The sequence below is a fragment of the Shimia sp. genome (assembly GCF_041624275.1).
GTDB lineage: Bacteria > Pseudomonadota > Alphaproteobacteria > Rhodobacterales > Rhodobacteraceae > Shimia.
In genome coordinates, this window is the sequence record NZ_JBFJVE010000074.1 from 1 (window position 1) to 12,905 (window position 12,905).

The 12,905-nt window shown below is 66.4% G+C and carries 13 protein-coding genes; 7 read left to right on the plus strand and 6 right to left on the minus strand.

The window, feature by feature from the left end:
• Positions 1-287: 287 nt before the first annotated feature.
• Positions 288-1,538, minus strand: coding sequence for a serine hydrolase domain-containing protein (locus ABZD10_RS07650; RefSeq protein WP_372885565.1), 1,251 nt, complete (start codon positions 1,536-1,538; stop codon positions 288-290).
• Between the two features lie 114 nt (positions 1,539-1,652).
• Positions 1,653-3,167: a class I adenylate-forming enzyme family protein gene (locus ABZD10_RS07655; RefSeq protein WP_372885567.1), complete on the minus strand. Its 1,515-nt coding sequence runs from the start codon at positions 3,165-3,167 to the stop codon at positions 1,653-1,655.
• Between the two features lie 278 nt (positions 3,168-3,445).
• On the opposite strand from ABZD10_RS07655, the gene ABZD10_RS07660 reads away from it, so the two are divergent.
• From ABZD10_RS07660 to ABZD10_RS07690, 7 genes are all read left to right on the plus strand, one after another.
• A complete protein-coding gene (locus tag ABZD10_RS07660) occupies positions 3,446-4,057 on the plus strand; it encodes a ribonuclease D (RefSeq protein ID WP_372885569.1) in 612 nt (203 codons plus the stop codon).
• A complete protein-coding gene (locus tag ABZD10_RS07665; protein ID WP_372885571.1) occupies positions 4,057-5,025 on the plus strand; it encodes an SIS domain-containing protein in 969 nt (322 codons plus the stop codon). Before ABZD10_RS07660 ends, ABZD10_RS07665 begins: the two co-directional genes overlap by 1 nt.
• 1 nt (position 5,026) lies before the next feature.
• Positions 5,027-5,641, plus strand: a complete 615-nt coding sequence (gene lptC, locus ABZD10_RS07670) for an LPS export ABC transporter periplasmic protein LptC (RefSeq protein ID WP_372885573.1) — start codon at positions 5,027-5,029, stop codon at positions 5,639-5,641.
• A gap of 9 nt (positions 5,642-5,650) precedes the next feature.
• Positions 5,651-6,139, plus strand: coding sequence for a lipopolysaccharide transport periplasmic protein LptA (gene lptA, locus ABZD10_RS07675; RefSeq protein ID WP_372885575.1), 489 nt, complete (start codon positions 5,651-5,653; stop codon positions 6,137-6,139).
• Positions 6,139-6,900 carry an LPS export ABC transporter ATP-binding protein gene (gene lptB, locus ABZD10_RS07680; protein WP_372885577.1) on the plus strand — a complete coding sequence of 254 codons (762 nt, stop codon included), beginning with the start codon at positions 6,139-6,141 and terminating at the stop codon, positions 6,898-6,900. The genes lptA and lptB overlap by 1 nt, the downstream gene beginning before the upstream one ends.
• A gap of 250 nt (positions 6,901-7,150) precedes the next feature.
• Complete coding sequence (hpf, locus tag ABZD10_RS07685) at positions 7,151-7,723, plus strand: ribosome hibernation-promoting factor, HPF/YfiA family (protein ID WP_372885579.1); 573 nt, start codon at positions 7,151-7,153, stop codon at positions 7,721-7,723.
• Between the two features lie 38 nt (positions 7,724-7,761).
• Positions 7,762-8,226, plus strand: a complete 465-nt coding sequence (locus tag ABZD10_RS07690; RefSeq protein WP_372885581.1) for a PTS sugar transporter subunit IIA — start codon at positions 7,762-7,764, stop codon at positions 8,224-8,226.
• Positions 8,227-8,261: 35 nt separating this feature from the next.
• Here ABZD10_RS07690 and ABZD10_RS07695 read toward each other — a convergent pair whose 3' ends face one another.
• From ABZD10_RS07695 to ABZD10_RS07710, 4 genes are all read right to left on the minus strand, one after another.
• Positions 8,262-9,692 (minus strand): sulfotransferase family 2 domain-containing protein, encoded by a 1,431-nt coding sequence (locus ABZD10_RS07695; RefSeq protein WP_372885583.1) that lies wholly within the window; start codon positions 9,690-9,692, stop codon positions 8,262-8,264.
• 6 nt (positions 9,693-9,698) lie between these two features.
• The gene (locus ABZD10_RS07700) at positions 9,699-11,396 is read right to left on the minus strand and encodes a beta-1,6-N-acetylglucosaminyltransferase (protein ID WP_372885585.1); all 1,698 of its coding nucleotides are present in this window, start codon (positions 11,394-11,396) and stop codon (positions 9,699-9,701) included.
• Positions 11,393-12,403 (minus strand): glycosyltransferase family 2 protein, encoded by a 1,011-nt coding sequence (locus ABZD10_RS07705; RefSeq protein WP_372885587.1) that lies wholly within the window; start codon positions 12,401-12,403, stop codon positions 11,393-11,395. The genes ABZD10_RS07700 and ABZD10_RS07705 overlap by 4 nt, the downstream gene beginning before the upstream one ends.
• Positions 12,404-12,454: 51 nt before the next feature.
• Positions 12,455-12,905, minus strand: a 451-nt coding sequence (locus ABZD10_RS07710) for a glycosyltransferase (protein WP_372885589.1), incomplete at its 5' end; no start/stop codon positions are given.

Genomic DNA, 12,905 nt, shown 5'->3' on the forward strand with positions numbered 1-12,905 from the left:
GCCGCCTCGGCGCTGCTCGGGCTGCGCGCCTCGCTGATCTGGGACACCCCCGCCGGCCCCAGCATCGTCTGCGTCGCGGCGGTGATCTTCCTTGGCGCCAATCTTCTGGCGCGAGTCGCCCCAAAGGGGCGCTGAAAGGAATGCCCCCAAAGGGGCGCTGAACAGAAACAACGCCCCAGGGGGGCGTCGGGCCTGTTTTCTCTTGCCGGAAATATCCCGGGGTGAATTGGCCGCAGGCCAAGAGGGGCAGCGCCCCTCCAGCCCCCGGTCGCTCCCTGCCGCCGCCCTCAGCCCACCAGCGCCGCCTGCACCAGCGCCTTCAGTTCGGCCCGCGCCGGATAGGCGCTCGAGGGCGACAGCTGGGTGAAGAAGACCACGCTCAGGTCCTGCACCGGGTCGATCCAGAAAAACGTCGAGGCCATGCCGCCCCAGCTGAAATCGCCCACCGACCCCGGGGTGCGGGCGCGGCCGGTGTCCAGCACCACCGCGCCGCCAAGGCCAAAGCCCATGCCCTCCATCGGCTGTTCGGCAAAGCTCTGCGGCCCCATCGAGGCAATATCTCCGGGCAGGTGGTTGCGCATCATGAAATCCACCGTCGCCGGCGCCAGCAGCCGCTCCTTGCCATGGCGGCCGCGCCGGCGCAGCATCTCGGCGAAACGCATGTAGTCGTCGATGGTGCCGACCAGCCCGCCGCCGCCCGAGAACATGTCGGCGGCGAGAAACGGCGAGCCCTCCGGCGCATCGACCAGCCGCAGGCTCTCGGCGCCGCTGCGGGCCGCGTTCAGCGCCATGGCGTCGCCGGCCAGCGGCGTATAGAGCGCGGCAAAGCGCTCCAGCGCCGCCCCGGGCACCGAGAACCCGGTCTCGGACATGCCCAGCGGGCCGAGGATATGCGCCTCGAAGAAACGCGCCAGCGTCATCCCCGAGACGATCTCGACCACCCGGCCGATGATGTCGATGCCGACCGAATATTCCCAGCGGCTGCCGGGCTGAAAGGCCAGCGGCAGCGCCGCCACCCGATCGGCCATCGCCGCCAGCGGCCCCTGGTCGGCGCGGAAGATCAGGTCTTCGGCCTCCATCGCCCGCGCCAGCACGCCGGGGTTGAAGGGATAGCTCAGCCCCGAGGTATGGGTCAGCAGCTGGTGCAGGGTCGGCGCCGGGGCCGCTTCGACCTGGTCGATGCGCTCGGCGCCGGGGATCAGCGCGGTCATCTCGGCAAAGGCCGGGATGAACTCACTGACCGGCGCGTCGAGATGGAACAGGCCGCGTTCCATCAGCATCATCAGCGCCACCGTGGTCACCGGCTTGGTCATCGAGTAGATGCGCGCCAGCGTGTCGCGTTCGAACGGCAGGCCGGCCTCGCGGTCGCGCAGCCCGGCGGCGTGGAAGAACACCTCGTCGCCGCCGCGGGCGATCAGCAGGCTCGAGCCGGCGAATTTGCGCGCGTCGACATAGGATTGCATCCAGTCGCGCAGCCGCCCCAGACGCTGCGGATCAAGGCCGCGTTCTGCCGGGGGCACCTGTGTCATCCTGTTCATTGCGTCCTCCCCGCGCTCGACCCGGGCTGGGACCCGGTACTCGGCCCACATTGCCTTCCGGCGGCCCTGACGGGCAAGCTCGCAAAAATACGTAGTTTTGGGGATGCGCCGGTCTCAGTCGGGCAAAAGGTCGGAAAAATGCGAAATCAGCTTCGATTTCAGGATCTTGCCGGTGGGGGCGGCGGGCAGGTCATCGGCGATGACGATATGGGCGGGGCGTTTGTAGGGCGCCAGCCGGGCCTCGAGATGGGCCCGCAGGGCGGCCTCGGTCAGCCCGCTCCGGGGGGCCGCCTTGACAAAGGCCAGCACCTCTTCGTTGCCCGCCACGCGGCGGCCGACGACGCCGGCGACGATCACCGCCGGGTGTTCGGTCAGCGCCGCCTCGACCTCGGCCGGGTAGACGTTGAACCCCGAACGGATGATCAGCTCCTTGCTGCGGCCGACGATATGCAGCCGCCCCCGGTCATCGAAACGCCCCAGATCGCCGGTGTGAAAACTGCCGTCGGCGTCGAGCACCGCCGCGCTCTGGCCGGGGTCGCGGAAATAGCCCTTCATCACCTGCGGCCCGCGCACCAGCACCTCGCCGATACCCTGCGCCGGGTCGGCGCCGGCGGCGTCGAAATCCAGAGCCAGTTCGCTGCCGCGCATCGGCAGGCCGACGCTGACGTCGCCGTCGCCGATCGCGCTGCGGGTGGCGCAGACCCCGGCGGCGGTTTCGGTCAGCCCATAGCCGTTCTGCAAGGGCAGCCCGTAGAAGGCCTCGGCCTCGCGTTTCCACGCGGGATCAAGCGGCGCCCCCCCCGAAGAGACATAGCGCAGCAGGCCGCCGTCGTATCGCGGCATGCCCTGCGCCCGCGCATAGTGAAACAGATGGGCATGCATCTGCGGCACCGCGGGCAGCAGGGTGACGTCGCGCATCAGCGCCGCATGCAGCCGCTCGGCCGAGAACCGCGCCTCGAGCCGGATCGAGCCTTGCGCGAAACACACTGCGCAGAGCGTCACCAGCCCGAAGATATGCGACAGGGGCAGGGCAAGATAGGTCATGTCGCCGCTCTGCATGCCGCGCAGCTCGGCCGAGGCCCGCGCCGCCGCCATCAGGTTGGCATGGGTCAGCATCGCCGCCTTGGGGGTGCCGGTGGTGCCCGAAGTATAGAGCAGCAGCGCCACCTGATCCTCGGCCCGGCGCTGCGGGACATCGGGCAGGCTGCCGGCGCGCGGCGCGAGGTGCACCCGGCCGAAGCTGCCGCGGACCTCACCGGCCTGCAACGCCGTGGCATGGGCCTCGGCCGGGCCCGGCACCGAGGTCGAGAAGACCACCGCCGCCGGGTCGGCATGGGCGATGATGCGGGCCAGCTCGGCCTCGGTCATGCGGGCGTTGACGGCCACGGCGGCGGCCTCCATCATCGTCGCAGCGAAGAAGAAGGCGGCGATCTCGGGGCAGTTCTCGAGCACCAGCACCACCCGGTCGCCGGGCCGCACCCCGGCCTCTTCAAGGCAGGCGCGGGCCTCGGTCACCGCCAGCCACATCTCGCCCCAGCTCAGGGCACGCCCGTCCTCGGCAAGGATCGCCACCCGCCCGGGTGCGGCGGCCGCGGCCTTCCGGACATAGTCGTGCAGTCGTTGGGGCATGGTCTCTCCTCGGGTGTCGGGGCCTGATCGCGCGGCCGGCTCGGGGGGTCGGGAACGGGTATCGGGAATGGCTGCCAGTATGGGCCCGCGCGCGCGCCGGGCAACGAAAACGCGCCGCCGCTACGCTACGTCACCATCCGCCCCGGCCGCCCCCGCCGGCCTTGTGCCGTCGCGGGCCCTGCCGGAATCGGCGAAACCGGCGCATCGGGGCCCGAGGAACATTGAATCAATCGCCCGGACCCCGTAAGTGACAGGCAACAACGGCGCATGAGGCGACAATGGCGAATTTTCTCTATCAGAACGACCTACCGGATGATCTCGATCTTGGCCCCGTGGTGGCGATCGACTGCGAGACCATGGGGCTGAACCCGCATCGCGACCGGCTCTGCGTCATCCAGATGTCGTCGGGCGACGGCGACGCCCATCTGGTGCAGGTCGCCAAGGGCCAGACCGAGGCGCCCAACCTCTGCCGCATGCTCGAGGATCCCGAGGTGCTGAAACTGTTCCATTTCGGGCGTTTCGACATCGCCGCCATGTACCATGCCTTCGGCGCGCTGACCGCGCCGGTCTATTGCACCAAGATCGCCTCGAAGCTGATCCGCACCTATACCGACCGCCACGGGCTGAAGAACCTGCTGCAGGAGCTGCTCTCGGTCGATATTTCCAAGCAGCAGCAGATGAGCGACTGGGGCAGCGAAACCCTGAGCGAGGCCCAGCTCGATTATGCCGCCTCGGATGTGCTCTACCTGCACCGGCTGCGCGAGGAACTCGACCGTCGGCTGGCCCGCGAGGGGCGCAGCGGCCTGGCGCAATCCTGTTTCGACTTCCTGCCCACGCGGGCGCTGCTGGACCTCGAGGGCTGGCCCGAACAAGACATTTTCTCGCACTGATGACCGACACCACCTCATATCTCGACACCGCGCGCCGGGTGATCGCCATCGAGGCGCAGGCGCTGACCGAACTGGGCGCGGCGCTGGGCCCCGAGTTCGACGCCGCCGTCGACCTGATGCTCTCGGCCACCGGCCGGGTGATCGTCAGCGGCATGGGCAAGTCGGGCCATATCGCCCGCAAGATCGCCGCCACCCTGGCCAGCACCGGCACCCCGGCGCATTTCGTGCACCCGGCCGAGGCCAGCCATGGCGATCTGGGGATGATGGCGCAGGGCGACGTGGCGCTGGTGCTGTCCAATTCCGGCGAGACCCCGGAACTGGCCGATGTCATCGCCTATACGCGGCGCTTTGCGATCCCGATGATCGGGGTCGCCAGCAACGCCACATCGACCCTGATCCGCCAGTCCGACGTCGGGCTGATCCTGCCGCGCGCCGCCGAGGCCTGCGGCACCGGGGTGGTGCCGACCTCGTCGACCACCATGACGCTGGCGCTGGGCGACGCGCTGGCGGTGGCGCTGATGGAGCACCGCCGCTTCACCCCCGAACATTTCCGCGAGTTCCACCCCGGCGGCAAGCTCGGCGCCCAGCTGAGCCGGGTCCGCGACCTGATGCATGACGGCGCGGCGCTGCCGCTGGTGACCGGCGCGACGGCGATGCCCGAGGTGCTGATCGAGATCAGCCAGAAGGGTTTTGGCGTCGTCGGCGTCACCGATGCCGGGGGCGCGCTATGCGGCATCATCACCGACGGCGACCTGCGCCGCCACATGCAGGGGCTGCTCGAGCATTCGGCGGCCGAGGTGATGACCCGCGCCCCGACCACCATCGCGCCCGGCGCCCTGGCCGAAGAGGCGGTGGCGGTGATGAACGCCCGCAAGATCACCTGCCTGTTCGTGGTCGCGCCCGAGGGCGACGGCGCGCCGCTGGGCCTGCTGCATATCCACGACTGCCTGCGGGTCGGGCTCGGCTAGGGTGGCCGACGGCGGGCTGACATATTCGCGGCTGGTGGCGCTGTTGAAGGTGCTGCTGCCGCTTTGTGCGCTGGCCCTGTTGGCGACCCTGTTCCTGCTGTCGCGCAATATCGGCGGCGACCTGTCCAACGCCATTCCCTTTGCCCGCGGCGAACTGGAGCAGCGCGCCCGCGATCAGCAGATCACCGCGCCCTTCTTCTCGGGCAAGACCTCGCAGGGGCATCTGGTGCGTTTCACCGCCCGGAGCGCCCGGCCCGACCCCGAGATCGCCGGCCGCTCATCGGCCCGCGAGATGGATGCGCGGATCGACTTCGCCGATGGCTCGCACCTTGTCTTTACCGCCGATTCCGCCACCGTGGACACGCGCGACGACGCCGCGACCCTCGAGGGCGGGGTGCAGATCGAAAGCTCGAACGGCTACCTGATCCGCACCGAGGCCCTGACCACGGCGATGCGCGAGCTGCGCGCCGAAACCGCCGGCACCGTCACCGGGCGCGGCCCGGCGGGGCGTTTCGAGGCCGGGCGGATGCTGGTTTTTCCGGCCGAGACGGAAGACGAAGTCACTTTGTTTTTCACAAATGGTGTGCGACTGGTATATACGCCACCGAAGAAATAGAGGTTTCGCGTGCCAATTCTGAGAGCCTTTGCCCTGATCCTGCTGCTTGCCGCGCCGGCCGTATCGGCCGCGCAGGGTTTCGAGATCGCCTTTGGCGGTCTGCAACAGGACACCAATCAGCCGGTCGAGGTGACGGCGGATTCGCTGTCGCTGAACCAGAGCGACGGCACCGCCGTGTTCAAGGGCAACGTGATGATCGTGCAGGGCACGATGCGGATGAGCGCCCCCGAGGTGCTGGTCTATTACAACGCCGAAGCCAGCGGCATCTCGCGGCTGGTGGCCTCGGGGCGGGTGCTGCTGGTCAAGGAACAGGATGCGGCCGAATCCGACACCGCCGATTACAGCATCGAGAAGGGCACCATCGAGATGGCCGGCGACGTGCTGCTGACCCAGAAACAGAACACGCTCAATGCCGGGCGGATGGTGGTTGATCTCGGGGCCGGCACCGCGGTTCTGGACGGGCGCGTCAAGACCATTCTGCGTTCGGGGGGCAACTGATGGGGGCGGCGCCGCAGCTGACCGTGACCGAGGGCGACAGCGGGCTCAGGGTCTCGCACCTGCGCAAGAGCTATCGCAAGCGGGTCATCATCCGCGATTTCAGCATGGAGCTGAACCGCGGCGAGGTGGTCGCCCTTCTGGGGCCCAACGGCTCGGGCAAGACCACCACCTTCTATGCGGTGGCGGGGCTGGTGATGCCCGAGGGCGGCACGGTGACGATCGACGGGCGCGACGCGACGCGGCTGCCGATGTACCGCCGCGCCAAGCTGGGAATCGGCTATCTGCCGCAGGAGATGTCGATCTTTCGCGGGCTCAGCGTCGAAGACAACATCATGGCGATTCTCGACATCACCGAGAAGGACCGCCACAAGCGCCGCGAGCGGCTCGAGGAGCTGCTGAGCGAATTTTCCATCGAGCACCTGCGCCGGGTGCCGGCGCTGGCCCTGTCGGGGGGCGAACGGCGGCGGGTCGAGATCGCCCGCTGTCTGGCGGCGAATCCGAAATACCTGCTTCTGGATGAACCCTTTGCCGGCGTCGACCCGATCTCGGTCGGGGATATCCGCCACCTTGTCGCCGACCTGAAAAAGCGCGGCATCGGGGTGCTGATCACCGATCACAACGTGCGCGAGACGCTGGAAATCGTCGACCGCGCCTATATCCTGCATGACGGCAAGGTGCTGATGTCGGGCGGCCCCGAGGACGTGGTCGAGAACGAAAACGTGCGCCGGGTCTATCTGGGAGACGACTTCCGGATTTCGTGATCGCTGCGCAGAATTCCGCGCGAATTGTCGGCGAAAACTGACGCCGCTCATTGACACTCCCGGCGCTCTGTCCTCAAATATGACCATGGCATTTCAGGAACTCGCACCGATGACCCGTGCGGCCTTTGTAACAAGGCCCGGTCCCGGCCACGGTTCAGAAATGCCCAATATCAGCATTCGAAACTAGCGGTTTTCGGGTCCTCTCGGGCCCGGAGTCCAGGTTTCGACATGTCATCGAAAAGGAGACAGGATGCGCTACCAAATTACCGGAAAACAGATCGATATCGGTGATGCACTTCAGACGCACGTGAAGGCGGAACTCGGCTCGGTGGTCGGCAAATACGCCGAACGCCCGACCGACGCCAACGTCATTTTTTCCAAAAGCGCACATGAATATGTATGCGAGGCCACGGTTCACCTCTCGACCGGGCTGACCGCTCAGGCCAAGGCCCATGCCACCGAAATCTATGCGGCATTCGACGATTGCTCGCAAAAAATGGAAAAACAACTGCGGCGCTACAAGCGCAGGTTGAAAGATCATCACCGTGACCGCGTGGAACCGGTTGAACTCTTCGGCGCGTCCTCGTATATCCTCGCTTCAGAAGGGGAGACCGAAGTCGCCGAGCCCGAGTCGCTGCAGCCGATGATCATCGCCGAGATGGAATCCAAGATCCCGTCTCTGAGCGTCGGAGAGGCAGTGATGCAGATGGAACTGGCCGGGGCGCCGATTTTGGTTTTCAAGAATGAAAGCAAGGACGGGTTGAACGTGGTCTATCGCCGGGATGACGGCAATATAGGCTGGATCGATCCCCAGCACAGCTAGGCCGGGCGATTCGCCCGTGTCTGGAGAAACAGGCAGTAATGGACCTTTTACAGATCCTCAAGCCGGAGGCGGTCAAAGTGGTTTCGGCCGCCTCGAGCAAGAAACGTCTTTTCCACGCGATTGGTGAACTGGCCGAGTCGGCCTATGGGCTGGACGCGCAGCGTGTCGTCGAGGCGCTGCTCGAGCGGGAAAACCTGGGGCCGACCGGGGTCGGCCACGGGGTGGCGCTGCCGCATGCCCGGCTGAGCGGGCTGGGCTCGGTTCTCGGCGTGTTCATCCTGTTGGAAAAGCCGGTCGATTTCACCGCCGTTGACCGCCAGCCGGTGGATATCGCCTTTGCGCTCTTCGCCCCCGAAGAAGCCGGGGTCGAACATCTCAAGGCGCTGGCGCTGGTGTCGCGCACCCTGCGCGATTCGGGCCTTTGCCGAAAGCTGCGCGCCAATCACGACGCCGCCACGCTCTATTCGATCCTCACCGAGGCGCAGAACGTCCAGGCCGCCTGAGCGGTGCCGGAGCGCCCCGGCGGGCGCGGGCGGCATCAGGCCCAGTCTTCAAATCCGAAATTCAGGTAATCGCGCTGGTAGAGGCTTCTGACCCGCGCCTCGATCTCGTCGTCGTAGATCTCCGCCAGCGCATGGGGGCGGTCCTCGGGAGCGGGTTCGGGCTCGGGCGCGTTCATGATGCCGACCTGCATCGCCAGCGCCGGCAGATAGGCGGCCATCTCGTTTTCGCGCACGATCATGTCGGGCAGCGCCAGATCGCCAAAGCCCTTCAGCACCTCGGCCTGGCTGGCCCAGTGGCTGTCGACGCGCAGGCCGGTCTGCCCGGCGAGGTTGGCCTTGACGAAATCGAGGAAGGCGGCAAAGGCGGCGCGATGCGCGGCGACGTCGTATTCGGCATCGGGCCCCTGCGCCGGCAGCGGCACCTTGTAGACCCGGCGCAGGGTCTTGCGGATCTGGGCATAGCTGCCGGGGCCGTCGTCGAGAATGCGGCTGCAAAAGGCATGGTGGATACGCGCCACCGGATGGCGCACCACGGTGAAGGCGCGGTTGCCGGGATGGGCGCGGCGCCATTTGCGCAGCGCTTTCTGGTTGTGGTCGCGCGGCAGGTCGTCGGCGCGCACCCCGTCCAGCGCCGCCAGCCAGTCGAGCACCTGCGTCTCGGGGCCGGAGCGCACCGGCAGGTACATCAGCGGCGCGCGGGCGGCCACCGCATAGCTTGGCACCGCCGGGCCGCGACGCGGTTCGAAATTCGGGGTGCGGCTTAGGTTGAAACGGTCGAGCGCCGCCAGCGCCGCGCTGATGTCGTCGAAATTCTCCACCTTGTCGCCAAGCGGGCTCGGGTTCTGGCGCTTGAGGCTGGCATCCAGCGCCTCGAGCGTGGCGTCGAGCCCGAGGAACCGCGCCAGGCCGTTGGTCACCTCGAGATCCTGAAGATCCTCGTAGGCGATGTAGAAGGCGGTCTGGCCGGTGGTTTGCAGCGCCCGCATCAGCCGCAGCTGGAAGGCCTGCATCGCCTGCACGTGCTGGCGGAATTCCTCGGTGTCGAAATGCACCTTGCCGCTGTCCTTGCGCCGCCGCAGGTCGGTCAGTTTCCACTGGCCGGTGGCGCGGGCGATCTTCAGCGACACATAGCTGTCGATCGGGTTGCGGGTCAGGACGATCTTGGCGCAGCGCGGATCCTCGAGGATCGCGTCGAGCACCCGCGGGTCGTGATCGTGAAAGAAGCGGAAGCCGCCAAGCCGGTCGCGGTCGCCCTTGATCGCCGCGATCAGCCGCAGCGGGTTGCGGCTGCGTTCGGCCAGGTCGATGCCGAGAATCTCGTCGCGGTTGGGATAGCCGATGAAATGCGGGTTGAAGGCCTCGCCATGGCAGGTGACGCCGGGCAGGGCGTTGAGATTGGCCTCGAGAAAATTCGAGCCGGTGCGCATCTCGGCGAAGACGACGAAGTAGTCAAAGGCTGCGGTCATGGGGGTTTATTGCACCAAATAGGGTTTGCGGGGCGGTTTCTTCTGGCTCGGTCCACCGGGGTGAACCGGGAAATCCCCCATCAGATAGGGATGCATGCCCTGGTTCTTGAGGTTCTGCAAAAACTGGCCGAAGCCGGTCAGGTCGGACATTTTCGGCGCCTCGCTGAGGCGGCGCAGCGAATGCTGGCCCATCTCGTCGATGATGCCCTGCAGCGGTTCCATCGGCGCCTCGATGAATTCGGCCATGGTCCAGATCCGCACCCGCGCCTTGGCATGGGGCGAGCGCAGGATGTCGAGCTGGGCGTTCTCCAGTTTCTGCAGTCGCGCCGCCTCTTGCCGCAGTTCCGAGAAATTGCAGTTGGACTTGAACAGCGGCACCGCCCAGGCGCCGGAAATCACCGAGATCTGGGCGTTGGGGTCGCGGGCGAGGAACCACAGCGGCGCCTCGATGTCCTCGGGGCCGAGCTGGAAACACTGGCGTTCGCCGCGGGTGTTCCAGATCAGGTTGGTGAGAAAGGCGATCGGGTTGTAGTCGCGCTGTGCGGCACTGTCGGAAAGGGCGCCGTTGATCACCGTCTGGCCATCCGAGAACTCGGCATGGGCGGGGTGGAACAGATGCCCGTGCACCTGCGTGTTCGAGGCCTTGGCCAGCCAGGGTTCGAAGCCTTCGAAAAGGTCGGAAAAGCCCTGGAACACCGAGTAGCGCCCACAGGTGACGCCATTTTCCCAGCCGTCGTTGGGAAAGCGGCTTTGCATGAACAGGCCGGGGCGGCCGCGGGTGCGCCGTTCGACCGCCTTGCTGAAGATGCGGTCGATCTTGGCCGGGTTGGGTTCGGCCATGGTCACGCCGCCGCCGGAGTCCGACAGGAAGGCGCGGTAGAGCTTGTCGGCCTGGGGCCAGAACTTGCGGGCGACGAAACAGTCCGAGCGGCGCAGCAGCTGCAAATGATCGTCGTAGAAGATATGCGGCTTGCCCTGAAAATCGAATTTCGACAGCGTCAGCGAGCGGCTTTCGATCTGGGTCGAATAGAGCCGGGCCAGGGTCTGGAAATAGCTTTCGTCGGGAATCCACACCTTCTGGAAATAGCGGTCATAGGTCTCGCGTTCGGGGTCTTCGAGGATCGCCGACAGGGTCTGCCGGGTCAGGCACCACCATTGCGAGCCCATATGCGGGGTGATCCCCGGCGGGATGCGGCGCTTGAACCCGACAAGGCGTTGTAGGTCGACGTATTTGTCGAAGAGATAACGCTGTTTGCGCCAGGAAAACGGAAAGCGCAGGGTGAAACGCTCTTCGCTGAGGCCGCCGACGGTCCAGGGCACGTCAGCGGTGGTGGCGGATTCGATGAAATCGGTGCGCGGCCGGGCTTCGAGATATTCGATCAGCTCGCGCACCGGGCGCAGCGGCACGCAGGAGCCCGACGACAGGTAGACGTGGCGCACCTCGGCAAAGTCGCGCAGCATCATTTCCGAGGCCGACTGCGCCGCCGCCACCAGCCCCCATGTGCCCCAGTCGCAGCGGTGGCGCTTGCAGAAGCGGATGGTGCCGATGTCTTTCAGGGCCTTGGTGAAGGTGCGGTAGGCGCCGCGCCCGACCCCGGCGTCGACATGGATCACCACCGGGCAGCCGGCCGCCGACCAGTGCCGCGCCAGCTGTTCGGCGCGGTCGAAGGCGGTGTGCACCAGCATGACGATGCCGACGCTCATGCCCAGTTCCCCTTGGACATCAGACCGAGAATCTCCAGCTGCCGCCAGTTGATGTATTTCTCGCTCCATTTGCACCAAAGCTCGGGGTTGTCCTTCAGCGCCTTGGCATAGGCGACATATTCGACGCTGGCGGCATAGTGCTGCTTGCGGTGCAGCTCTTCGGCGGCCTTGGTGGTGAACGTGTCGAGAAACTTGGTGTGCAACAGCGCCCCCGAGGCCTTTTCGCCGCCCCATTCGTCATAGACCTGGTTGAGCCCGCGCGGCAGCAGCATGTGGGTCGAGCTGACATAGGCATAACGCCGGTTCCACTTGACCAGCGGGATCTTGTTCAGCGCCGGCGCCTTTTCCGGCGCCTCGGGGAAGAACACCCGCGAGCGCGGCCCGCCCTGGATCCACAGGTTGCGATAAAGCCAGTTGCGGTCCATCGTGTAGTTGCCGCTGTCGAACCAGTTGGCGATCTCCAGCGGGTTCTGCCCCGGCTGATAGGGGTGCTCGTCGATGCGCCCCTTGGGGTACATGTCCAGCAGCATGGCGCTGAACGAGCGGATCGAGGAGGCGTCGAGCCAGTCGGTCAGCGCCCGCAGCGGGCGGGTGTCGCAGAAGGGGTAGATCAGGAATTCGTCGGGATCGACGGTCAGGCTCCAGTGGTCATGGGCATAGCGGAACTGGAGCCAGGTCAGCCAGTCGACGCCGAAACGCGAGCGTTTGTAGCTCTTGCGGCTGTGCCAGAGCGAGACGTCGGACTGCTCGGCAAGGTATTCCAGCGAGCCGTCGTTGCTGTCATTGTCCACGATCAGGAAATGATTGATCCCCATGTCGCGGTAGTATTTCAGGAAATAGGGCAGCCGCACATGTTCGTTGCGCAGGGTCGAGAACAGCAGGATGTCGTCGCGCCTGATGCGCTTGGTGCGGTCGGCGATACTGTTCAGTTCGCGACGCTTGCGGATCGCGCGGACCAGCCAGCGCCGCCGTTGCAGCCTCAGCCGATATGAGGTCAGGAAGCCCAATTCGCACCCTCTTTGTTGCGCTTTCGCCGCGACAGGTCTGTCGCAGGAGTATCACGTCACGTTTAAAACGACGTTGAAATGCCCGTCCCAGTCGGGGGGGGTGAAATCCGGCCCCCGGTTCCGGCCTGCATTCCGGTCCTGCCGCGCCTGCCGCGCAAGTTCGATTATTGCCTGTTTCCATGCATAAAGGTCTGACACGCTTGCGTAAACGGGTATATCGGCCAGGACTTCGCGGAAAATCGGCAGATCGTTGCAGATCACCGGCAGCCCGGCGGCGGCGGCCTCGGCCGGGGGCAGGCCGAAGCCCTCGGCCAGCGAGGGGAACAGCGCCCCGGCGCCCTGCGCCATCAGCGCCGCCAGCGCGCTGTCGTCGAGGTCGTTGAACTCGTGCAGCACCCGCCCCCTGAGCGGGCTGGTGTCGAGGCGCCGGAACAGGTCGTCGCTGAGCCAGCCGCGCCTGCCGCAGATCACCAGATGCGGCAGCTCGGCCTCGGGCAGCTCC

Bases quoted from the DNA above. Each gene is read 5' to 3' on its own strand.
- ABZD10_RS07650 (WP_372885565.1), bottom strand. From the start codon at position 1,538: ATGAACAGGATGACACAGGTGCCCCCGGCAGAACGCGGCCTTGATCCG.
- hpf (WP_372885579.1), top strand. From the start codon at position 7,151: ATGCGCTACCAAATTACCGGAAAACAGATCGATATCGGTGATGCACTT.
- ABZD10_RS07690 (WP_372885581.1), top strand. From the start codon at position 7,762: ATGGACCTTTTACAGATCCTCAAGCCGGAGGCGGTCAAAGTGGTTTCG.
- ABZD10_RS07660 (WP_372885569.1), top strand. From the start codon at position 3,446: ATGGCGAATTTTCTCTATCAGAACGACCTACCGGATGATCTCGATCTT.
- ABZD10_RS07695 (WP_372885583.1), bottom strand. From the start codon at position 9,692: ATGACCGCAGCCTTTGACTACTTCGTCGTCTTCGCCGAGATGCGCACC.
- ABZD10_RS07700 (WP_372885585.1), bottom strand. From the start codon at position 11,396: ATGAGCGTCGGCATCGTCATGCTGGTGCACACCGCCTTCGACCGCGCC.
- ABZD10_RS07655 (WP_372885567.1), bottom strand. From the start codon at position 3,167: ATGCCCCAACGACTGCACGACTATGTCCGGAAGGCCGCGGCCGCCGCA.
- lptB (WP_372885577.1), top strand. From the start codon at position 6,139: ATGGGGGCGGCGCCGCAGCTGACCGTGACCGAGGGCGACAGCGGGCTC.
- ABZD10_RS07665 (WP_372885571.1), top strand. From the start codon at position 4,057: ATGACCGACACCACCTCATATCTCGACACCGCGCGCCGGGTGATCGCC.